The 19,166-nt window shown below is 33.4% G+C and carries 28 protein-coding genes and 2 pseudogenes; 17 read left to right on the top strand and 13 right to left on the bottom strand.

The window, feature by feature from the left end:
• Positions 1-16: 16 nt before the first annotated feature.
• On the top strand, positions 17-148 hold the full coding sequence (locus ACFE3K_RS03695) for a hypothetical protein (RefSeq protein WP_375359402.1): 132 nt from the start codon (positions 17-19) through the stop codon (positions 146-148).
• A 302-nt stretch (positions 149-450) separates the two neighbouring features.
• The gene (locus ACFE3K_RS03690; protein ID WP_375359401.1) at positions 451-870 is read left to right on the top strand and encodes an NUDIX hydrolase; all 420 of its coding nucleotides are present in this window, start codon (positions 451-453) and stop codon (positions 868-870) included.
• Here ACFE3K_RS03690 and ACFE3K_RS03685 read toward each other — a convergent pair.
• Genes ACFE3K_RS03685 through ACFE3K_RS03675 form a run of 3 tightly spaced genes read right to left on the bottom strand, consistent with a single transcriptional unit; the run spans position 777 to position 1,865 of the window.
• A complete protein-coding gene (locus tag ACFE3K_RS03685; RefSeq protein ID WP_375359400.1) occupies positions 777-983 on the bottom strand; it encodes a hypothetical protein in 207 nt (68 codons plus the stop codon). The genes ACFE3K_RS03690 and ACFE3K_RS03685 overlap by 94 nt on opposite strands.
• The gene (locus tag ACFE3K_RS03680) at positions 913-1,371 is read right to left on the bottom strand and encodes an IS630 family transposase (RefSeq protein WP_375358821.1); all 459 of its coding nucleotides are present in this window, start codon (positions 1,369-1,371) and stop codon (positions 913-915) included. The genes ACFE3K_RS03685 and ACFE3K_RS03680 overlap by 71 nt, the downstream gene beginning before the upstream one ends.
• Positions 1,365-1,865 carry a helix-turn-helix domain-containing protein gene (locus ACFE3K_RS03675; protein ID WP_375358475.1) on the bottom strand — a complete coding sequence of 167 codons (501 nt, stop codon included), beginning with the start codon at positions 1,863-1,865 and terminating at the stop codon, positions 1,365-1,367. The genes ACFE3K_RS03680 and ACFE3K_RS03675 overlap by 7 nt, the downstream gene beginning before the upstream one ends.
• 354 nt (positions 1,866-2,219) lie before the next feature.
• Between ACFE3K_RS03675 and ACFE3K_RS03670 the strand changes: the two genes are divergently transcribed.
• The gene (locus ACFE3K_RS03670) at positions 2,220-2,945 is read left to right on the top strand and encodes an IS6 family transposase (RefSeq protein WP_375359398.1); all 726 of its coding nucleotides are present in this window, start codon (positions 2,220-2,222) and stop codon (positions 2,943-2,945) included.
• 65 nt (positions 2,946-3,010) lie between these two features.
• Here ACFE3K_RS03670 and tkt read toward each other — a convergent pair whose 3' ends face one another.
• Positions 3,011-5,020, bottom strand: a complete 2,010-nt coding sequence (tkt, locus tag ACFE3K_RS03665; protein WP_375359397.1) for a transketolase — start codon at positions 5,018-5,020, stop codon at positions 3,011-3,013.
• A 105-nt stretch (positions 5,021-5,125) separates the two neighbouring features.
• On the opposite strand from tkt, the gene ACFE3K_RS03660 reads away from it, so the two are divergent.
• Positions 5,126-5,986 (top strand): DUF1189 family protein, encoded by an 861-nt coding sequence (locus tag ACFE3K_RS03660; RefSeq protein WP_375359396.1) that lies wholly within the window; start codon positions 5,126-5,128, stop codon positions 5,984-5,986.
• Positions 5,987-6,076: 90 nt separating this feature from the next.
• Here ACFE3K_RS03660 and ACFE3K_RS03655 read toward each other — a convergent pair whose 3' ends face one another.
• The 7 genes from ACFE3K_RS03655 to ACFE3K_RS03625 form a co-directional block, all read right to left on the bottom strand.
• Positions 6,077-6,682: an IS6 family transposase gene (locus tag ACFE3K_RS03655; protein WP_375359395.1), complete on the bottom strand. Its 606-nt coding sequence runs from the start codon at positions 6,680-6,682 to the stop codon at positions 6,077-6,079.
• Positions 6,676-7,242 carry an IS630 family transposase gene (locus ACFE3K_RS03650; protein WP_375358988.1) on the bottom strand — a complete coding sequence of 189 codons (567 nt, stop codon included), beginning with the start codon at positions 7,240-7,242 and terminating at the stop codon, positions 6,676-6,678. The genes ACFE3K_RS03655 and ACFE3K_RS03650 overlap by 7 nt, the downstream gene beginning before the upstream one ends.
• Positions 7,236-7,415, bottom strand: coding sequence for a helix-turn-helix domain-containing protein (locus tag ACFE3K_RS03645; protein ID WP_375359472.1), 180 nt, complete (start codon positions 7,413-7,415; stop codon positions 7,236-7,238). The genes ACFE3K_RS03650 and ACFE3K_RS03645 overlap by 7 nt, the downstream gene beginning before the upstream one ends.
• 96 nt (positions 7,416-7,511) lie before the next feature.
• Positions 7,512-7,685 (bottom strand): hypothetical protein, encoded by a 174-nt coding sequence (locus tag ACFE3K_RS03640; RefSeq protein WP_375358833.1) that lies wholly within the window; start codon positions 7,683-7,685, stop codon positions 7,512-7,514.
• Positions 7,686-7,768: 83 nt separating this feature from the next.
• Positions 7,769-7,930 (bottom strand): hypothetical protein, encoded by a 162-nt coding sequence (locus ACFE3K_RS03635; protein ID WP_375359394.1) that lies wholly within the window; start codon positions 7,928-7,930, stop codon positions 7,769-7,771.
• A gap of 217 nt (positions 7,931-8,147) precedes the next feature.
• Positions 8,148-8,387: a membrane protein insertion efficiency factor YidD gene (gene yidD, locus ACFE3K_RS03630; RefSeq protein WP_342260400.1), complete on the bottom strand. Its 240-nt coding sequence runs from the start codon at positions 8,385-8,387 to the stop codon at positions 8,148-8,150.
• 130 nt (positions 8,388-8,517) lie between these two features.
• Entirely contained in the window at positions 8,518-8,823 is a 306-nt protein-coding gene (locus ACFE3K_RS03625; RefSeq protein WP_341752074.1) for an HU family DNA-binding protein, read from the bottom strand.
• A 416-nt stretch (positions 8,824-9,239) separates the two neighbouring features.
• Here ACFE3K_RS03625 and ACFE3K_RS03620 point away from each other — a divergent pair, with 416 nt between their 5' ends.
• From ACFE3K_RS03620 to ACFE3K_RS03575, 10 genes are all read left to right on the top strand, one after another.
• Entirely contained in the window at positions 9,240-9,674 is a 435-nt protein-coding gene (locus tag ACFE3K_RS03620) for an IS6 family transposase (protein ID WP_375359392.1), read from the top strand.
• A gap of 83 nt (positions 9,675-9,757) precedes the next feature.
• Positions 9,758-10,207 carry a helix-turn-helix domain-containing protein gene (locus ACFE3K_RS03615; RefSeq protein ID WP_375359391.1) on the top strand — a complete coding sequence of 150 codons (450 nt, stop codon included), beginning with the start codon at positions 9,758-9,760 and terminating at the stop codon, positions 10,205-10,207.
• A complete protein-coding gene (locus ACFE3K_RS03610) occupies positions 10,201-10,332 on the top strand; it encodes a hypothetical protein (RefSeq protein WP_375359390.1) in 132 nt (43 codons plus the stop codon). Before ACFE3K_RS03615 ends, ACFE3K_RS03610 begins: the two co-directional genes overlap by 7 nt.
• A complete protein-coding gene (locus tag ACFE3K_RS03605; protein ID WP_375359471.1) occupies positions 10,274-10,732 on the top strand; it encodes a transposase in 459 nt (152 codons plus the stop codon). Before ACFE3K_RS03610 ends, ACFE3K_RS03605 begins: the two co-directional genes overlap by 59 nt.
• 121 nt (positions 10,733-10,853) lie before the next feature.
• Positions 10,854-11,570, top strand: a complete 717-nt coding sequence (locus tag ACFE3K_RS03600) for a phosphoribosylaminoimidazolesuccinocarboxamide synthase (protein WP_375359389.1) — start codon at positions 10,854-10,856, stop codon at positions 11,568-11,570.
• Between the two features lie 189 nt (positions 11,571-11,759).
• Positions 11,760-12,239: an NADH-quinone oxidoreductase subunit NuoI gene (gene nuoI, locus ACFE3K_RS03595; protein WP_375359470.1), complete on the top strand. Its 480-nt coding sequence runs from the start codon at positions 11,760-11,762 to the stop codon at positions 12,237-12,239.
• A gap of 2 nt (positions 12,240-12,241) precedes the next feature.
• The gene (locus tag ACFE3K_RS03590) at positions 12,242-12,856 is read left to right on the top strand and encodes an NADH-quinone oxidoreductase subunit J (RefSeq protein ID WP_375359388.1); all 615 of its coding nucleotides are present in this window, start codon (positions 12,242-12,244) and stop codon (positions 12,854-12,856) included.
• A complete protein-coding gene (nuoK, locus tag ACFE3K_RS03585) occupies positions 12,849-13,163 on the top strand; it encodes an NADH-quinone oxidoreductase subunit NuoK (RefSeq protein WP_341747416.1) in 315 nt (104 codons plus the stop codon). The genes ACFE3K_RS03590 and nuoK overlap by 8 nt, the downstream gene beginning before the upstream one ends.
• Positions 13,164-13,168: 5 nt before the next feature.
• Positions 13,169-15,094 carry an NADH-quinone oxidoreductase subunit L gene (nuoL, locus tag ACFE3K_RS03580; protein ID WP_375359387.1) on the top strand — a complete coding sequence of 642 codons (1,926 nt, stop codon included), beginning with the start codon at positions 13,169-13,171 and terminating at the stop codon, positions 15,092-15,094.
• On the top strand, positions 15,078-15,335 hold the full coding sequence (locus ACFE3K_RS03575) for a cyclase family protein (RefSeq protein ID WP_375359386.1): 258 nt from the start codon (positions 15,078-15,080) through the stop codon (positions 15,333-15,335). Before nuoL ends, ACFE3K_RS03575 begins: the two co-directional genes overlap by 17 nt.
• 3 nt (positions 15,336-15,338) lie before the next feature.
• Here ACFE3K_RS03575 and ACFE3K_RS03570 read toward each other — a convergent pair.
• Positions 15,339-15,947: pseudogene (locus ACFE3K_RS03570) on the bottom strand (IS6 family transposase); the annotation flags it as partial.
• Between the two features lie 71 nt (positions 15,948-16,018).
• Here ACFE3K_RS03570 and ACFE3K_RS03565 point away from each other — a divergent pair.
• The 3 genes and pseudogenes from ACFE3K_RS03565 to ACFE3K_RS03555 all read left to right on the top strand — a co-directional run.
• A pseudogene (locus ACFE3K_RS03565) lies at positions 16,019-16,279 on the top strand (transposase); the annotation flags it as partial.
• A 351-nt stretch (positions 16,280-16,630) separates the two neighbouring features.
• Positions 16,631-16,771: a hypothetical protein gene (locus ACFE3K_RS03560; protein ID WP_375359385.1), complete on the top strand. Its 141-nt coding sequence runs from the start codon at positions 16,631-16,633 to the stop codon at positions 16,769-16,771.
• A gap of 22 nt (positions 16,772-16,793) precedes the next feature.
• Positions 16,794-17,180 carry a transposase gene (locus tag ACFE3K_RS03555; RefSeq protein ID WP_375359469.1) on the top strand — a complete coding sequence of 129 codons (387 nt, stop codon included), beginning with the start codon at positions 16,794-16,796 and terminating at the stop codon, positions 17,178-17,180.
• Here the strand turns inward: ACFE3K_RS03555 and ACFE3K_RS03550 are convergent.
• Positions 17,163-19,160, bottom strand: coding sequence for an acetyl-CoA carboxylase biotin carboxylase subunit (locus ACFE3K_RS03550; RefSeq protein ID WP_375359384.1), 1,998 nt, complete (start codon positions 19,158-19,160; stop codon positions 17,163-17,165). The genes ACFE3K_RS03555 and ACFE3K_RS03550 overlap by 18 nt on opposite strands.
• Between the last annotated feature and the right edge of the window lie 6 nt (positions 19,161-19,166).

The raw sequence follows: 19,166 nt of genomic DNA, 5'->3' as shown, positions 1-19,166 counted from the left end.
GATTAAAAATCATTTCTTGTCTAACCAATGTTATGGTGTATATGAAGATATCGTTACTATGGCTTGTTACGCTTGGAATCAACTTGCTCATAATGTAGATTTAGTAAAATCAATTATGTATAGAGATTGGATAAATACACCGTGTTAATTATTGCAATTGGTATAACCATACTGCATGGCTAATAATGCTTACTGGAAAACGATGTCTCTTTGGGGATTGAATAATACACATAGCACTGAAATTTAGGTAACAATTGTCACTGATAATCTATAAATTATTCCCTACATTTGCTCAATACTTAATTTACATTTCTCTTAACTTGACGGTACCGTTGATAATATAATAATTATTAATACTGAGGATGCTTTATTGATCGTAAATAAATCAAGAGTTGAGAAAATAAAGCAGCTTGTAATGGAAATGACAGAGATGGGACGAAAAGAAGTATTATGAACTTACGTGAGAGTATAAAAAACTATGTCAGCAATTTTCAAGAAGAATATAAAGAAAGGATGTTGGACTTTCTAGATAATTGTAAAAATCCATTTAGTAGGGAGACAAAAGAAGGACATTTTACCGCTTCAGGATTCTTGCTTAATTCTGATAAAACAAAGTTCTTACTGATGCATCATCGTAAGTTGGATAAATGGTTGCAACCAGGAGGACATTGTGACGGTAATAATAACATTTTGGCTGTAGCAATTAAAGAGGCACAGGAAGAATCGGGTATTTTAGAGATTGAGCCGATTTCTAGACAGATTTATGATATAGATGTTCATCTAATTCCTAGTAATACCAATTGCAATAATGAACACGGTGTATTTATCCAATCTCTATACATAATTGATTTTACTAAATCTACATTATGAGCAAGTTGATTCCAAGCGTAACAAGCCATAGTAACGATATCTTCATATACACCATAACAATTGGTTAGACAAGAAATGATTTTTAATCCATTCCCAAACTTGTTCCATTGCATTAAGTTCCGGTGCATAGGGTGGAAGCGGTATCAAAGTGATATTGCTTGGCACAGTGAGTTTTTTGGCTGTGTGCCAACCTGCATTATCCGTTAGTAAAGCTATATGTCGGTTGCCTTGAATACTGCGAGAAAGCTCTTCTAAGAATTTATTCATTGCCTGTGTGTTTGCATATGGTAAAATTAATGCACAAGCTTCTCCTGTCTCATGGCAAGCAGCTCCGTAAATATATGTTGAAATAAATTGCTGTTGCCGAACTTTACGGGGTCTAGTGCCACGCTTAGCCCATATACGAGTTAAGCTACCTTGTTGCCCAACTCTAGTTTCATCCTGAGACCATATATCAACTTTACATCTATCGATATTTTTTGCTAATAATTTTGTTAACATGTCTGGAAAGTTTTTTTATATCTATTTTGAGTCTCTTGATTTGATTTTGGATGCATTGAACGAGAAGTAATCCAGCTAAAACCAAGGCGGTGCATAGTATTGTAGACTGTTTTTAAAGCACATTTAGCACCATATTCCTCAAGTAACATGATATGTAGCTCTTTTCCAGTTATATACCCACCAGTTTTACTTTTACTGAGCGTATTGATTTTATCAAAAAGAGCAGATTCTTGTATAGTGTTAATCTTCCTAGGGGCACCGCTTCTTTGTGATTCAAATAATCCTTCAAAACCATGATTCCTAAATCTTCTGAGCGATGATTGCACGGTTTTCCAGTGTGACTTCACTATTTCAGATATGGCTTTAAAAGATTTGCCTAATTGAAGGTGATACATCGCCAATAAACGTATACGATTTCGACCATGCGGCTCATGTTTCATCATTTTTATAAAATCATGACCATGAAAACCTTGTGGTAATATTAACCTAGCCATTTGAGTACCTTTTATCAGTTAAAAACCCATCTTAGACCACTGCGTTAATTATTGCAATTGGTATAATTCTATAGACCAAGAACATTATCATTATGATGTGAGATTTTTATTAAAAACCGTTTGCAACGACTATTTTATAAAAAATTCTGAATCAAACGAATTACGATGGATAGAATTTGCTTCTAATTATCAAGAACTTGTGCTAGATAATTCAGTAGAAAGGATGATAAAAAAGTACAATCTTATGCTTTGAAGGGCACCGTCAAGTTAAGAGAAATGTAAATTAAGTATTGAGCAAATGTAGGGAATAATTTATAGATTATCAGTGACAATTGTTACCTAAATTTCAGTGCTATGTGTATTATTCAATCCCCAAAGAGACATCGTTTTCCAGTAATCATTATTAGCCATGCAGTATGGTTATATCATCGATTCAATAATAGTTACAGAGATGTACAAGAACAGATGGCCTATCGAGGTATTATTTTAAGTCATGAGACAGTAAGATTTTGGTGCAATAAATTTGCGGTTTATTTTCAAGATGTTATCAGAAAGCGAGAGAGGAAACCAACTGATAAATGGCATTTAGATGAGATGAATATTAAGATTCAAGTCGAGGTATTGATATTATGGAGAGCTGTTGACTCTGAGGGGCATGAATTAGAAGTATTACTGCAGAAGCGTCGTAACAAAAAATCAGCTATTCGTTTTTTATCAAAATTATTGGGTCATTATCCAGCTCCAAGAGTAATTGTTACTGATAAGCTCAGAAGTTACATTAAGCCGATTAAGCTTATGTGCCCTAAAACTGAGCATCGCACTCATAAAAGACTAAATAATCGTGTTGAGAATGCTCATCAACCAACTAGGCGCAACGAGAAGATATTAATTAAATTTAAGCATCCTAATTCAGCCCACTGTAAATTATCACTGATGGGAAAAGTCAGAAATATATTTGCCGTAAATGTTGGAAGATATAGTAAAACAGCAATTGAGCAAAGAATTGCATTTGCATCAGCTAAATCCATTTGGGACGAAGGCACTCAAAGACTTCTTGCTGCCCGAAATCTAAAAATATAGCTCTTTTTGATACTATTTTACTTAACTTGACGGTGCCCTTTCGCCTACTTGCAATGATACCTTTTTTACATCTCCTTAATTTTTGCCATAATCTTTTCTAGGATATTTGAAGGAGTAAGACCAAAATATGAGTATACATCTTCAGAACAACTAGATAGACCAAATTGGTCGACTCCAAAAAACAGTCCGTTTTCTCCAATGATTCGATGCCAGCCAAAGCTACTTGCAGCTTCTATAGCCACTTTCAATTTGGCATTGGATAGGATATTTTGGGTATAGCTACGAGGCTGTTTAAAAAATAACTCAAAACATAATATTGAAATAACATTTACACTAAATCCATTTTTGCTTAGTATATCTTTTACCTCTAAGGCAATTGATAATTCAGAACCTGTAGCAAAGATAGCAACATCTACTTTTTCTTGACTATTTCCTGACAATATATAACCACCTTTAGAGTATAAATTTTGTGAACTAATGTGGCTAACTATTTGATTTTCCCCATTTTGAATCTTAGTAATTTGAGGAACAGCTTGTCTTGTTAAAGCAAGAATAGAAGGACCTTGTTTATTAGATAGTGCAATTCGCCAAGACTCGGCTGTTTCTATATAGTCTGCAGGGCGTAATACCATCATATTTGGTAAGCTTCGAAAGGACGCTAGATGCTCAACTGGTTGGTGAGTAGGGCCGTCTTCTCCTACACCGATTGAATCATGAGTCATTATATAGATTACTTGTTGCTGCATAATAGCAGAAAGTCGCATACTTGGCTTCATATAATCAGAAAAGGCTAGAAAAGTAGCACCTACAGGCAAAAATCCTGATAATGACAGTCCGTTCATGATAGAACCCATAGCATTCTCACGAACACCATAATGGATGTAGTTGCCGCTAAAATCATCTTTACTGATTACTTTACTATGATTATTTTTGATATTATTGGATAATGATAAATCAGCTGACCCAAAAATAATTTTGTCAGATAGTTTGCTTAATTCTTCTACAATTCTACCGGATGAACTACGGGTTGCTTCATCTTTTACCGGGATCGGGATATTGTCAAGAAAAGAACAATCGATATTAGGTCTAGCAAAATACACTTTTTGTTCTTGACTTATATCAACAAAGTTTTCCTGCCAATTATTATAACTCACTTGATTTCTTAGCCAAGCGATGCCCCATATATCTTTTAATTCTTTTGCTAGGTCAAATTCTTCATCCTTAAAACCTAAATTTTCTTTTAGCAATTTAACTTCATCTTTGCCAAGGGGCGAACCATGGGCTGCATCTGAATTTACCTTGTTAATAGAACCTTTGGCAATTAAAGTACGACAGGCAATAAAGTAGGGTTTATCAGAATTTTTTGCCCTAGTTAAGCTGGCATTAATTTGCTCAAAATCATGCCCATCTATAGATTCGGTAATCCAACCCATGGCAGTAAATTTAAGCAAATGGTTTTCAGATACGGTAAGGTTGATAGAGCCATCGATGGAAATTTTATTATCATCAAATAAAACTATTAGGTTATTAAGGCATAAATGTCCAGCTAAAGAAGCAGCCTCGTAGCTTATACCTTCCATTAGGCATCCATCTCCAATTATACAGTAAATTTTATGATCACTAAGATTTTTGCCCAATTTTTGTTGATATTTTTTTTGACCAATAGCCATACCCACTGAAGTGGCAAATCCCTGACCTAAAGGACCTGTAGTAGCCTCAATAGCTTCATATGCTCCATATTCTGGATGTCCAGGAGTTTTTGAATGTAATTTGCGAAATTGTTTTAAATCTTCTAAGTGAAAATTTTTATAATTTGTTAAATAATAAAAACTATAAAGTAACATAGATCCATGCCCAGCTGATAGAACTAGGCGATCACGGTCAAACCAAGTTGGATCATTAGGATTGAATTTAAGAAAATCAAACACTAAAACTGTCATCACATCTGCCATGCCAAGTACCATACCTGGATGGCCTGACTTGGCATGCTCTATGCTATCACTTGCTAAAACTCTAATACAGTTACTTAGTTTACAATATTCTTTTGAATATTTTGGTATTTTATTAAACTTCATTATGATAAATATCGCTTTTATGTTAAAAGATATATACTTTTCTAGTTTTAAGAATTGGAATATATTGATAAAAATTTTTTATGAATCTACATCAAAATAGATATTATGACAACAAAACTATTATCCGTTTTCTCGTGGTTTACTACTTTATTTCATCAATTACGGTTATCAATCAGTTCAATAAATTTTTACCAAGATGTTTATAGATCATATACAGGGTATGGAATTAAATACATATTTACTGTATCTTTTATATCATCATTGATTTTCTGTCTTTTTATATTTAATTATTTGTTGGCTTTGACGGATTATTTTACTGAAAACCGCTCTACAAAAAGCACCACAACTATTGAATATATATTAAAACAGTTACCGGAAATCTATTATGATGGTAGTAAAATTTTAGTTGATCAAGATGAAGCTATATATTTACTCGATGAAAATGGTAATAAAATTGCTGTTATAGACTCAAAGAATCAACTACCTTATAGCGAAAAAATTAAAGTTCCTATCCTCTTTAGTAGCAATAATATAACCCTTACTACGATTGAAATAACTGATAAAAAAAAGAGTGCATTTAGTATTGGATATTCTAAATTATTTACTTCTGATCAAAAAATTCTAACTGAAGAAGTCATTAAAAAGCATTTTTCTAGGATTCTTACACAAGCACCGAAGGTATTTATTTACATTTTAATGCCAATAATGATAGTCTTTCGTTTTGTAACAATTTTATTCGAAAAAAGCTTTATTATTATATTAGTATATCTGTTAACTAATTATTTTGGTCCTAAATCCTCTTGGCAAACATGCACTAGGATAGTATTATTTTCAAGTGGAGTGCCCATTTTATTACAACCTATTATCGTTATATTTTTACCAGCATTGAGTGGCATGGTATTTTTTATGCAGATGTTTGCCTATTTTTTACTCTTTTTGGGGATGTTACAAATACGAAGTAAATAGGGAAGGGGGGTGATATAGCTCCTTGCAATAGACTTACTGGCACCGTCAAGTTAAGTAAAATAGTATCAAAAAGAGCTATATTTTTAGATTTCAGGCAGCAAGAAGTCTTTGAGTGGCTTCGTCCCAAATGGATTTAGCTGATGCAAATGCAATTCTTTGCTCAATTGCTGTTTTACTATATCTTCCAACATTTACGGCAAATATATTTCTGACTTTTCCCATCAGTGATAATTTACAGTGGGCTGAATTAGGATGCTTAAATTTAATTAATATCTTCTCGTTGCGCCTAGTTGGTTGATGAGCATTCTCAACACGATTATTTAGTCTTTTATGAGTGCGATGCTCAGTTTTAGGGCACATAAGCTTAATCGGCTTAATGTAACTTCTGAGCTTATCAGTAACAATTACTCTTGGAGCTGGATAATGACCCAATAATTTTGATAAAAAACGAATAGCTGATTTTTTGTTACGATGCTTCTGCAGTAATACTTCTAATTCATGCCCCTCAGAGTCAACAGCTCTCCATAATATAAATACCTCGCCTTTAATCTTAATATTCATCTCATCTAAATGCCATGTATCAGTTGGTTTCCTCTCTCGCTTTCTGATAACATCTTGAAAATAAACCGCAAATTTATTGCACCAAAATCTTACTGTCTCATGACTTAAAATAATACCAATTGCAATAATTAACACGGTGTATTTATCCATAGATAATCTCTATACATAATTGATTTTACTAAATCTACATTATGAGCAAGTTGATTCCAAGCGTAACAAGCCATAGTAACGATATCTTCATATACACCATAACATTGGTTAGACAAGAAATGATTTTTAATCCATTCCCAAACTTGTTCCATTGCATTAAGTTCCGGTGCATAGGGCGGAAGCGGTATCAAAGTGATATTGCTTGGCACAGTTAGTTTTTTGGCTGTGTGCCAACCTGCATTATCCGTTAGTAAAGCTATATGTCGGTTGCCTTGAATACTGCGAGAAAGCTCTTCTAAGAATTTATTCATTGCCTGTGTGTTTGCATATGGTAAAATTAATGCACAAGCTTCTCCTGTCTCATGGCAAGCAGCTCCGTAAATATATGTTGAAATAAATTGCTGTTGCCGAACTTTACGGGGTCTAGTGCCACGCTTAGCCCATATACGAGTTAAGCTACCTTGTTGCCCAACTCTAGTTTCATCCTGAGACCATATATCAACTTTACATCTATCGATATTTTTTGCTAATAATTTTGTTAACATGTCTGGAAAGTTTTTTTATATCTATTTTGAGTCTCTTGATTTGATTTTGGATGCATTGAACGAGAAGTAATCCAGCTAAAACCAAGGCGGTGCATAGTATTGTAGACTGTTTTGAAAGCACATTTAGCACCATATTCCTCAAGTAACATGATATGTAGCTCTTTTCCAGTTATATACCCACCAGTTTTACTTTTACTGAGCGTATTGATTTTATCAAAAAGAGCAGATTCTTGTATAGTGTTAATCTTCCTAGGGGCACCGCTTCTTTGTTATTCAAATAATCCTTCAAAACCATGATGCCTAAATCTTCTGAGCGATGATTGCATGGTTTTCCAGTGTGACTTCACTATTTCAGATATGGCTTTAAAAGATTTGCCTAATTGAAGGTGATACATCGCCAATAAACGTATACGATTTCGACCATGCGGCTCATGTTTCATCATTTTTATAAAATCATGACCTTCAAAACCTTGCGGTAATATTAACCTAGCTATTTGAGTACCTATTTATCAGTTAAAAACCCATTTTATAACACCGTGTTAATTATTGCAATTGGTATAATACCTCGATAGGCCATCTGTTCTTGTACATCTCTGTAACTATTATTGACTCGATGATATAACCATACTGCATGGCTAATAATGATTACTGGAAAACGATGTCTCTTTGGGGATTGAATAATACACATAGCACTGAAATTTAGGTAACAATTGTCACTGATAATCTATAAATTATTCCCTACATTTGCTCAATACTTAATTTACATTTCTCTTAACTTGACGGTGCCGTAGCTCTAGTTGAAAATGAGGGGCAAGCGAACTAGGTGTACATTTAGTATATGAGTACGCGAGTTCCTGATATTTTCACAAAACAATTCTTCAAAGCATTCGAGTATACTCTTCCAATTAATTTTCAGGTTGGGTAGTATTAGGCACAGGATCATATCCACCTTGACAGAAAGGATTACACCTAATTATTCTCTTAATAAATAACCATAATCCTTTAATATTACCATGCATTATTATTGCTGATCTAGCATATTCTGAACATGATGGATTAAAACGACAATTATCACCAAGTAGGGGGGAAATAAAGAATTGATAAAATCTAATAAGTGTGAGTAACAAATTAAAGCGATGTTTCATTTTGATCATGGTTAGCTCAAAATAGAGTATACTCAAATAATTTAAAGAATTGTTTTTTAAAAATATCATGGGTTTGCATGCTCACCATTCATTTTCAAATCCAATTCTTCAAATCATTTGAGTATATTACTTACTTTGCAGTTTTTGGTTTTGAGTCTTTACGTCCATTGCAGGCAGATTTTAGTTTTTCACCAGCAGAGAACTTAGGTTGAACGTAAGCTTCAATTTTAAGAGGCTGACCAGTTCTAGGATTTTTGCCAGCTCTAGCTGCTACTTTACTAGAGTAAAACTTACCAAAGCCAATCAGTATTACGTCTTTACCTTCAGCAAGAATAGAAGTAACTGCATTGGTAAATGTATTTATAATTTTTTCAGCTTCAACTTTAGTACAATTTTGTTGGTTTGCTATATAATCAATGAATTCACCTTTGTGCATAAATTTTTCCTTTAAGTGAGTTAATTTAATTCAGCTAATGATAGCTTGTCTATCAGGTAAAGATATAGATATAGATGTTGTAAATCAATAATTATTAGCTATTAAAGTTATCTATATTATAAAATATTTTCACTTTATGTTTCTTGTTGATATTATTAACACATATGGCACCGTCAAGTTAAGTAAAATAGTATCAAAAAGAGCTATATTTTTAGATTTCAGGCAGCAAGAAGTCTTTGAGTGGCTTCGTCCCAAATGGATTTAGCTGATGCAAATGCAATTCTTTGCTCAATTGCTGTTTTACTATATCTTCCAACGGCACCGTCAAGTTAAGAGAAATGTAAATTAAGTATTGAGCAAATGTAGGGAATAATTTATAGATTATCAGTGACAATTGTTACCTAAATTTCAGTGCTATGTGTATTATTCAATCCCCAAAGAGACATCGTTTTCCAGTAATCATTATTAGCCATGCAGTATGGTTATATCATCGATTCAATAATAGTTACAGAGATGTACAAGAACAGATGGCCTATCGAGGTATTATTTTAAGTCATGAGACAGTAAGATTTTGGTGCAATAAATTTGCGGTTTATTTTCAAGATGTTATCAGAAAGCGAGAGAGGAAACCAACTGATAAATGGCATTTAGATGAGATGAATATTAAGATTCAAGTCGAGGTATTGATATTATGGAGAGCTGTTGACTCTGAGGGGCATGAATTAGAAGTATTACTGCAGAAGCGTCGTAACAAAAAATCAGCTATTCGTTTTTTATCAAAATTATTGGGTCATTATCCAGCTCCAAGAGTAATTGTTATACTAATTGCAATAATGAACACGGTGTTATAAAATGGGTTTTTAACTGATAAATAGGTACTCAAATAGCTAGGTTAATATTACCGCAAGGTTTTGAAGGTCATGATTTTATAAAAATGATGAAACATGAGCCGCATGGTCGAAATCGTATACGTGTATTGGCGATGTATCACCTTCAATTAGGCAAATCTTTTAAAGCCATATCTGAAATAGTGAAGTCACACTGGAAAACTGTGCAATCATCGCTCAGAAGATTTAGGAATCATGGTTTTGAAGGATTATTTGAATCACAAAGAAGCGGTGCCCCTAGGAAGATTAACAGTATACAAGAGTCTGCTATTTTTGATAAAATCAATACGCTCAGTGAAAGTAAAACTGGTGGGTATATAACTGGAAAGGAGCTACATATCATGTTAGTTGAGGAATATGGTGCTAAATGTGCTTTAAAAACAGTCTACAATACTATGCACCGCCTTGGTTTGAGCTGGATTACTTCTCGTTCAATGCATCCAAAATCAAATCAAGAGACTCACAATAGATATAAAAAAACTTTCCAGACATGTTAACAAAATTATTAGCAAAAAATATCGATAGATGTAAAGTTGATATATGGTCTCAGGATGAAACTAGAGTTGGGCAACAGGCAACAGCAATTTATTTCAACATATATTTACAGAGCTGCTTGCCATGAGACAGGAGAAGCTTGTGCATTAATTTTACCATATGCAAACACACAGGCAATGAATAAATTCTTAGAAGAGCTTTCTCGCAGTATTCAAGGCAACCGACATATAGCTTTACTAACGGATAATGCAGGTTGGCACACAGCCAAAAAACTAACTGTGCCAAGCAATATCACTTTGATACCGCTTCCGCCCTATGCACCGGAACTTAATGCAATGGAACAAGTTTGGGAATGGATTAAAAATCATTTCTTGTCTAACCAATGTTATGGTGTATATGAAGATATCGTTACTATGGCTTGTTACGCTTGGAATCAACTTGCTCATAATGTAGATTTAGTAAAATCAATTATGTATAGAGATTGGATAAATACACCGTGTTCATTATTGCAATTGGTATTATTATAGCTGTTATAGCAATCTCTGCTAGCTGGATTAGTATTAAATATTTATTTAATCTATTCTTCTGATATAATAAATATTAAATTTGTACAAAAGGTGAAAGCCGCTACTATAGAATCTTTTTCAAATGAAACAAAAGTTATATCAAGGATCAAGTAAAGCTCTTTATCAGTCACAAGAAGATTTTGCTTTTATTATGGCGTTTACTGACAAAATTACTTTAGAAAACGGAGAGATTTTTGATATTTCGGGCAAAGGGGTGCTGAATAATAATATTTCGTCCTTCATAATGAGCAGACTTGATATGGTAGGAATAGATAACCACCTAATTGAAAAAATTAACATGCGTGAGCAATTAATACAATCTGTAGATATTTTCCCCGTTCAAATATTAGTTTCTACAGTAGCTTGCGGTAGGTTTGTAAAAGAATTCTCTATGGAAGAAGGATACGTATTTGATCATCCAATTATCGATTTTAGAGTTAGAAGTAGTGAGTTAAAGCATCCTATAATTAATGAACACCAAATACTAAATTTTGGTTGGTTAAGTAAACAAGAAATTGATGAAGTAAAACATAAAGCCATAAGAACACACGATTTTTTAAGTGGATTATTTACAGGTATTGGTATAAGGCTTGTTGAATGCAAACTAGAATTTGGCAGAGTGTTTAATGGTGAGGAATTTATGGTAATGTTGGCGGATGAAATTAGCCCGGATAATTGTCGTTTATGGAATATGAATAATAATGAGAAACTTGGAGCAGAAATGATTGCCAGTGATCCAGAAAAAGCTCTGAAATCTTATCAGGCAATAGCTGATTTATTAAAAGATAGAACTTTTTAAGTACACTCAAATGCTTTGAAGAATTGGATTTGAAAATGAATGGTGAGCATGCAAATCCATGATATTTTCAAAAAACAATTTGTAGGAGCAGAAGAGTGTATATAGTATACCTAAAACCTTCTCTAGGAAGAAAAAATAAATTGTAAACATGCTTAGTGCTACAAATTTTTGGTGTATAATAAAATGAAAATAATTAGTTACCTGAAGTCTTTTTTTTTATTTGAAATAATCTCAGGGCTTAGTCTAACTTTGAAGTATTTCTTCAAACCTAAAGTAACTATAAATTATCCCTATGAGAAGGGAAGGATAAGCCCAAGATTTAAAGGTGAGCATGCATTAAGGCGTTACGCTAATGGTGAGGAGCGTTGTATTGCTTGTAAGCTTTGTGAAGCAATTTGTCCGGCTCAAGCTATTATTATTGAAGCAGAAGAAAGAGAAGATGGTAGTAGGCGTACCACTAGATATGATATTGATATGACTAAATGCATTTATTGTGGTCTATGCCAAGAAGCATGTCCAGTTGATGCGATAGTGGAAGGCCCTAATTTTGAATTTGCTACTATTACCCATGAAGAATTGCTTTATGACAAAGAAAAATTGCTGAAAAATGGTGATATGTGGGAACAAGAACTAACAATTAAGCTACATGATGATTATAAATATAGATAATTATGGAGATATTTTTTTATTTATTTGCGGGATTAATGGTTATAAGTAGTTGTTTGGTAGTCATCAGTAAAAACCCTGTTTATTCTGTCTTATGGTTGATCTTTACTTTCTGTAACGGTTCGGGGCTAATGGTTTTGCTAGGGGCAGAATTTTTAGCAATGATATTGATTGTTATATATGTTGGGGCAGTAGCAGTATTATTTTTGTTTGTTATCATGATGCTGAATATTCGTTTTACCGATGTTATTGTGCAATTTAAAAGAAACTTATTTATAAGTATTTCTGTTGCACTTATTATGTTTGCTGATCTTGTCCTGATAATTTGGTTAGGTACTAAAAATATAATTTTGGATAATAACCAATTTGAGATAACATCAGGTGTAACTAATACTCATGCTATTGGGGAAATACTATATACCGATTATATCTTACCTTTTCAAGTTTCGGGTATTATTCTATTTGTGGCAATGATATCTTGTATTACCTTAACTATTCGACATCGCAGCGAACTTAAAAGACAGGATATTGCTAAGCAGTATGCTAAAAATAAAGATAACTCCATATTAATGGGCAAACCACATTTAAATAAGGGAATAGAAGGACTCAAATATGATTAGTACTATTACTTTGGAACATTATTTAACTTTATCGGCCCTCATTTTTAGTATAGGGATGGTTGGTTTGTTTATGCATCGTAAGAATGTCATAACAATTCTTATGTCAATTGAATTGATGCTGCTGGCTGTAAACATCAATTTTGTGGCATTCTCTACTTATACACATGAGATGTCTGGGCAAATTTTTAGTATAATAATTTTAACAATAGCAGCTGCTGAAACCACAATAGGACTTGCAATATTACTAGTTTATTTTAGAAATAAAGGCTCAATAGAAGTGGGTGATATAAATCAGATGAAGGGCTAATTGATATGATAGCTTCGGCAGCAACACTTACAGTAATGTTACCTTTAATCTCTGGTATTATCAATGGTTTGTTTTGTCAGTGTTTTAGCAAGAAGCAAGCAGCTTTTATTGCCACTATTGCAATAAGTTTATCGGCATTATTATCTATGTTTATATTTTACAATGTGGGTATAAACAAAGCCATTATTCATATAATTTTAGCAAAATGGCTAGAAATTGGTAACATGAAAGTAAGTTGGGCGATTTATGTCGATCAGCTAACCGCTATTATGTTTATAGTGGTTACTTGGATTTCAGCTGTAGTACATATTTATTCTCTTGGCTATATGGCGGATGATGATGGATTACCTAAATTTCTAGCATTTCTATCATTATTCACTTTCTTTATGCTAGCTTTGGTATCAGCAGATAATTTTGTCCAATTATTTTTTGTTTGGGAAGGTGTTGGCCTATGTTCGTATTTGTTAATTGGTTTTTGGTATCAGAAAGAATCAGCGAATAAAGCAGCAATTAAAGCCTTTATAGTAAATAGGGTAGGAGATTTTGCTTTTATACTTGGGATTATTACCATTATTGTTTATTTTGGTGTAGTTGATTTTGCTAGTGTATTTGATAAAGCAGAGTCATTATCTAAGATGCAATTGAGTATATTGGGTTTTAAAGCAACAGTAATTGACGTGGTATGTTTACTATTATTCTTGGGATGCATGGGCAAGTCGGCTCAAATTGGCTTGCATATATGGCTACCAGATGCTATGGAAGGACCAACTCCTGTCTCGGCACTTATTCATGCTGCAACCATGGTAACAGCTGGGGTCTTTTTAGTAGCTAGATGTTCTTATTTATTTGAATATAGTATAGGGGTATTGCACTTTATTTCCATTATTGGTGGTATTACATGTATATTTGCCGCAACTATTGCCATAGTTCAAGATGATATAAAAAAAATTATTGCCTATTCTACTTGTAGCCAACTTGGTTATATGTTTCTTGCTTGTGGTGTGTCAGCTTATAATGCTGGTATTTTTCATTTAGTCACCCATGCATTTTTTAAAGCTTTATTATTTTTATCAGCTGGTAGTGTAATTCACGCTTGTCATGAGCAAAATATTTTTAAGATTGGTGGTTTAAAAGATAAGATGCCAATTACTTATTGTAATTTTTTAATTGGATCACTGGCACTCATAGGTATTTATCCTTTAGCAGGATTTTATTCAAAAGATGCTATTTTAGAGCTAGCATATAGTAGCGGTGGTATCGGTACTATCGTGTTTATTATTGGAATTCTTACTGCAGTCCTGACTGCCATTTATTCTATGAAAATTATCTTATTAGTATTTCATGGAAAAACTAGACTAACTATTGACATCAATCATGTCCATGAATCACCCCATATCATGAATGCACCACTTAGTCTTTTAGTGGCAGGTAGTTTTCTTGCAGGAATGATAGGTTATTATATATTGTTTTTTGACAAACCAAATGGTTATTTCCTTGATAGTATATTTAACATTCATATTTACCAAATACTAGCAATGCATCCTCCTCTTTATATAAAATTATTACCAATGGTTTCGGGACTAATAGGTATTGTTTTGGGGCTTTATTTTTATAGAAGAATCAAAGAAAAAATAAAAATAGGATTTATAGAAAAGCTGTTGGTACATAAATATTATTTTGATGAGGTTTATGACTTTGTGATAGTAAGATTAGTAACTAACTTAAGTAAGTTATGCAATTTGATGGATCAAAGAGTGATAGATAGATTTGGTCCAAATAGCTTTGCTAAAACGGTAAATTACTTTGGTTTTTTGGTGAGTAGATCGCAGACAGGTTACGTATTTAATTACACTTTATATATAGTTTTATGTATAGTTGTTTATATTACTTTCTTTATAATAGGAATATTGCGAATTGATTCTTTTTGGTAAGTTTGAAGGAGGGATAGCTATAATTTTTCCATACAAAATTATTGATCTCACACACACTCTTGATGAGCAGACTCCTTCGTGGAGTGGAGGTTGTGGGTTTAATATTGATGTTAAATTGGATTATTCTGACTGCCGACAGAATGAAGAATTTCGTGTGCAGCAGTTCAAAATGCATGCAGGGATTGGTACACATATGGATGCACCAGCACACTGTATTCCAGGTAGTACTACCAATTTTTAGATTTCAGGCAGCAAGAAGTCTTTGAGTGGCTTCGTCCCAAATGGATTTAGCTGATGCAAATGCAATTCTTTGCTCAATTGCTGTTTTACTATATCTTCCAACATTTACGGCAAATATATTTCTGACTTTTCCCATCAGTGATAATTTACAGTGGGCTGAATTAGGATGCTTAAATTTAATTAATATCTTCTCGTTGCGCCTAGTTGGTTGATGAGCATTCTCAACACGATTATTTAGTCTTTTATGAGTGCGATGCTCAGTTTTAGGGCACATAAGCTTAATCGGCTTAATGTAACTTCTGAGCTTATCAGTAACAATTACTCTTGGAGCTGGATAATGACCCAATAATTTTGATAAAAAACGAATAGCTGATTTTTTATTACGACGCTTCTGCAGTAATACTTCTAATTCATGCCCCTCAGAGTCAACAGCTCTCCATAATATAAATACCTCGCCTTTAATCTTAATATTCATCTCATCTAAATGCCATTTATCAGTTGGTTTCCTCTCTCGCTTTCTGATAACATCTTGAAAATAAACCGCAAATTTATTGCACCAAAATCTTACTGTCTCATGACTTAAAATAATACCTCGATAGGCCATCTGTTCTTGTACATCTCTGTAATACCAATTGCAATAATTAACACGGTGTTAATTATTGCAATTAGTATAAATTCTTAGAAGAGCTTTCTCGCAGTATTCAAGGCAACCGACATATAGCTTTACTAACGGATAATGCAGGTTGGCACACAGCCAAAAAACTAACTGTGCCAAGCAATATCACTTTGATACCGCTTCCGCCCTATGCACCGGAACTTAATGCAATGGAACAAGTTTGGGAATGGATTAAAAATCATTTCTTGTCTAACCAATGTTATGGTGTATATGAAGATATCGTTACTATGGCTTGTTACGCTTGGAATCAACTTGCTCATAATGTGTAGATTTAGTAAAATCAATTATGTATAGAGATTGGATAAATACACCGTGTTAATTATTGCAATTGGTATCAGATATGGCTTTAAAAGATTTGCCTAATTGAAGGTGATACATCGCCAATAAACGTATACGATTTCGACCATGCGGCTCATGTTTCATCATTTTTATAAAATCATGACCTTCAAAACCTTGCGGTAATATTAACCTAGCTATTTGAGTACCTATTTATCAGTTAAAAACCCATTTTATAACACCGTGTTAATTATTGCAATTAGTATAAGTGGATAAACCGAAGAGGTAGTAGAAAAGTAAGCTATAAATGGTTTAAAAACTATTTGCAGTGGAATCCGCTACCAATGCCAAAAATAAAGTTTTCTTTATATGGTACTACTTCAAAGCAGAATAGCTATATTGAAGAGCCGTGTGTGGGAAAACCACAAGCACGGTTCTGTGAGGGCTATAATAGCAATGAAACTTTATTAATTAAAGGATGGTAAGAGCTATGATTTCTACTCGGCTATAACTCAAGCGGGAAATCTTACTCAAGATGTTCAGAATACGACTGTGATAGCCGATAAAGGATACGATAGTAGTGCATTTGTAGAAAGTTTAGAAAATAAGGGGTGTGAGATTGTTATACCACCAAAATCTAACCGTAAAGTACAACGTGAATATGATAAACATACTTATAAGGAACGATATTTAATTGAGTGCTTATTTGGTAAAATCAAACATTTTAGGCGTATATTTTCTAGATTTGATAAGGCTCCAGCCACTTTCTTAGCTTTTCTAAATTTTGTTGGAACTTTAATATGGTTACGTTATAATTTTTGTCAACAGAACCTAGTTACAATTAATTTTCAAGCTATTATTATATCTAGTTTAAACCTAAGCAAATTCAAGTAACACCTGCCCACTAACCACCTGATCTTTCTCATTAACTAAGATTTTAGCAATTTTCCCATTACGCTCAGCAACAAGTATATTCTCCATTTTCATGGCAGTTAAAACCATAATCTCTTGACCAATAACTACCGTACTACCTTCTTGAATCTTAATTGCAATAATTTGTCCTGCAAGCGGGGCATGCAGCTCTGTTTGCTCTTCTTGGATATTTTTTGTAATCATCAACGCTTCTAGTTCAGACATCCGTGGAGAACGGACATAAGCTTTAACAGTAATACCTGAATGTGATAACATATAACCTGTTAAGATATTGCCAATTTTTATATTGGCTTTTCTACCATTTACAATACAGGAAAAGAGTCTACTACCTAAGTTCCAGTTACTACGGATATAAATTCTATCATTTTCTTGTCTTATATTATAACCATAATCTACTGATTTAATTAAAACTGGAAATAGTTTATCATCAATTGATACAACCCATCTAGTACCGATTTTATTAGTTTGATCGACTATTTGACCAGAAATTAACGCAGCACGTTTTTGCTCAGCAATATAAACAAAAATGGCTGTAGCTAGGAATATTTTAGTGATTTCAGAAGTTAAGCTTGCTCCAGAAAAACCATCTGGATATTCTTCTTCTATAAATGCAGTATTTATATCACCTGCTATAAAACGAGGATGTGATATTACTGCTTCTAAGAAACTAATATTATGAGAAATACCTTGTATTATGTAAGCACTTAAAGCAGAACGCATAACCTCAATAGATTGTTCTCTAGTCTCTCCGTAAGTACAAAGTTTTGCAATCATTGAATCATAAAACATACTAACTTCTCCACCAAGTCCAAGACCTGTATCCACACGTATATTAGCATTTTTTGGTGGTTCTACATATTCAGTAATTCTACCGCTAGACGACAGAAATCCACGCATGGGGTTTTCTGCACAAATTCTAGATTCAAACGCATGCCCTTTTAATTTTATATCTTCTTGAGAAAATGATAATTTTTCACCAGCAGCAATTTTTATCATCTCTTCTACTATGTCAATACCAGTGATCAGTTCAGTTACTGGATGCTCAACTTGTAACCTAGTATTCATCTCAAGGAAATAAAAATTCTTATCTAAATCAACTATAAATTCAACTGTCCCGGCTGAGTAATAACCTACCTTGCTAGATAAAGCTATGGTCTCTTTATACATTTTTTGCCGTATTTCCTCGGTAATAAAGGAGCTTGGGGCTTCTTCAATTACTTTTTGATGGTAACGTTGAATTGAACATTCTCGCTCACCAAGACAAACACTGTTACCATACTGATCAGCTAATAATTGTATTTCAATATGCCTTGGGGACTGAATTAATTTTTCAATGAATAATCTACCATCGCTAAAATTATTTACTGCCTCAAGCTTAGCTGATTCAAAGGCATTAGCCATTTCTTCAGAGTTTTTTACCACTCTCATTCCACGACCACCACCACCAGCTGTTGCCTTAACTATAACAGGGAAACCTATTTTTTCTGCAATTTCTATGGCCTGATTTATGTTGCTGATAGTACCAATATAGCCAGGGACAGTGCTGACTCCTGCTTCCATAGCGATTTTTTTTGCTTCAATTTTATCACCCATTTTCTTAATAGCAGAAGCATTGGGACCTATTAAGGCAACTCCTTCCCTTTTTAAGATATTTGCAAAATTTGAATTTTCTGATAAAAATCCATATCCTGGATGTACTGCTGAAGCACCACTTGCTCTAATAGCATTTACAATATTTTTAATTGACAAATAGCTCTCAGTGGCAGGAGAATTGCCGATATAATAAGCTTCATCAGCATATTGTACATGCATTGAATGTGTATCTGCTTCAGAATATACGGCAACTGATTTAATACTCATCTTCTTTAGGGTTTGCATTATTCTCAAAGCTATTTCACCACGATTGGCGATTAAAATTTTCTCAAATAATGGTTTAGTCATAAAATC

It is taken from the genome of Candidatus Tisiphia endosymbiont of Neophilaenus lineatus (assembly GCF_964264975.1).
Classification (GTDB): domain Bacteria; phylum Pseudomonadota; class Alphaproteobacteria; order Rickettsiales; family Rickettsiaceae; genus Tisiphia.
Note: the sequence above shows the minus strand (reverse complement) of the source record. Positions and strands in the feature narration are given on the sequence as shown.

Coding starts and splice junctions, on each gene's coding strand:
- ACFE3K_RS03590 (WP_375359388.1), top strand. CDS start 12,242: ATGGAGATATTTTTTTATTTATTTGCGGGATTAATGGTTATAAGTAGT.
- ACFE3K_RS03640 (WP_375358833.1), bottom strand. CDS start 7,685: ATGATGAAACATGAGCCGCATGGTCGAAATCGTATACGTTTATTGGCG.
- ACFE3K_RS03685 (WP_375359400.1), bottom strand. CDS start 983: ATGCAATGGAACAAGTTTGGGAATGGATTAAAAATCATTTCTTGTCTA.
- ACFE3K_RS03550 (WP_375359384.1), bottom strand. CDS start 19,160: ATGACTAAACCATTATTTGAGAAAATTTTAATCGCCAATCGTGGTGAA.
- ACFE3K_RS03650 (WP_375358988.1), bottom strand. CDS start 7,242: ATGTTAACAAAATTATTAGCAAAAAATATCGATAGATGTAAAGTTGAT.
- ACFE3K_RS03690 (WP_375359401.1), top strand. CDS start 451: ATGAACTTACGTGAGAGTATAAAAAACTATGTCAGCAATTTTCAAGAA.
- ACFE3K_RS03620 (WP_375359392.1), top strand. CDS start 9,240: ATGTGTATTATTCAATCCCCAAAGAGACATCGTTTTCCAGTAATCATT.
- nuoK (WP_341747416.1), top strand. CDS start 12,849: ATGATTAGTACTATTACTTTGGAACATTATTTAACTTTATCGGCCCTC.
- ACFE3K_RS03635 (WP_375359394.1), bottom strand. CDS start 7,930: ATGTGTATTATTCAATCCCCAAAGAGACATCGTTTTCCAGTAATCATT.
- ACFE3K_RS03600 (WP_375359389.1), top strand. CDS start 10,854: ATGAAACAAAAGTTATATCAAGGATCAAGTAAAGCTCTTTATCAGTCA.
- ACFE3K_RS03680 (WP_375358821.1), bottom strand. CDS start 1,371: ATGTTAACAAAATTATTAGCAAAAAATATCGATAGATGTAAAGTTGAT.
- yidD (WP_342260400.1), bottom strand. CDS start 8,387: ATGAAACATCGCTTTAATTTGTTACTCACACTTATTAGATTTTATCAA.
- ACFE3K_RS03675 (WP_375358475.1), bottom strand. CDS start 1,865: ATGGCTAGGTTAATATTACCACAAGGTTTTCATGGTCATGATTTTATA.
- ACFE3K_RS03670 (WP_375359398.1), top strand. CDS start 2,220: ATGTGTATTATTCAATCCCCAAAGAGACATCGTTTTCCAGTAATCATT.
- ACFE3K_RS03610 (WP_375359390.1), top strand. CDS start 10,201: ATGTTAACAAAATTATTAGCAAAAAATATCGATAGATGTAAAGTTGAT.
- tkt (WP_375359397.1), bottom strand. CDS start 5,020: ATGAAGTTTAATAAAATACCAAAATATTCAAAAGAATATTGTAAACTA.
- ACFE3K_RS03560 (WP_375359385.1), top strand. CDS start 16,631: ATGCCAAAAATAAAGTTTTCTTTATATGGTACTACTTCAAAGCAGAAT.
- nuoL (WP_375359387.1), top strand. CDS start 13,169: ATGATAGCTTCGGCAGCAACACTTACAGTAATGTTACCTTTAATCTCT.
- ACFE3K_RS03660 (WP_375359396.1), top strand. CDS start 5,126: ATGACAACAAAACTATTATCCGTTTTCTCGTGGTTTACTACTTTATTT.
- ACFE3K_RS03625 (WP_341752074.1), bottom strand. CDS start 8,823: ATGCACAAAGGTGAATTCATTGATTATATAGCAAACCAACAAAATTGT.
- ACFE3K_RS03615 (WP_375359391.1), top strand. CDS start 9,758: ATGATGAAACATGAGCCGCATGGTCGAAATCGTATACGTGTATTGGCG.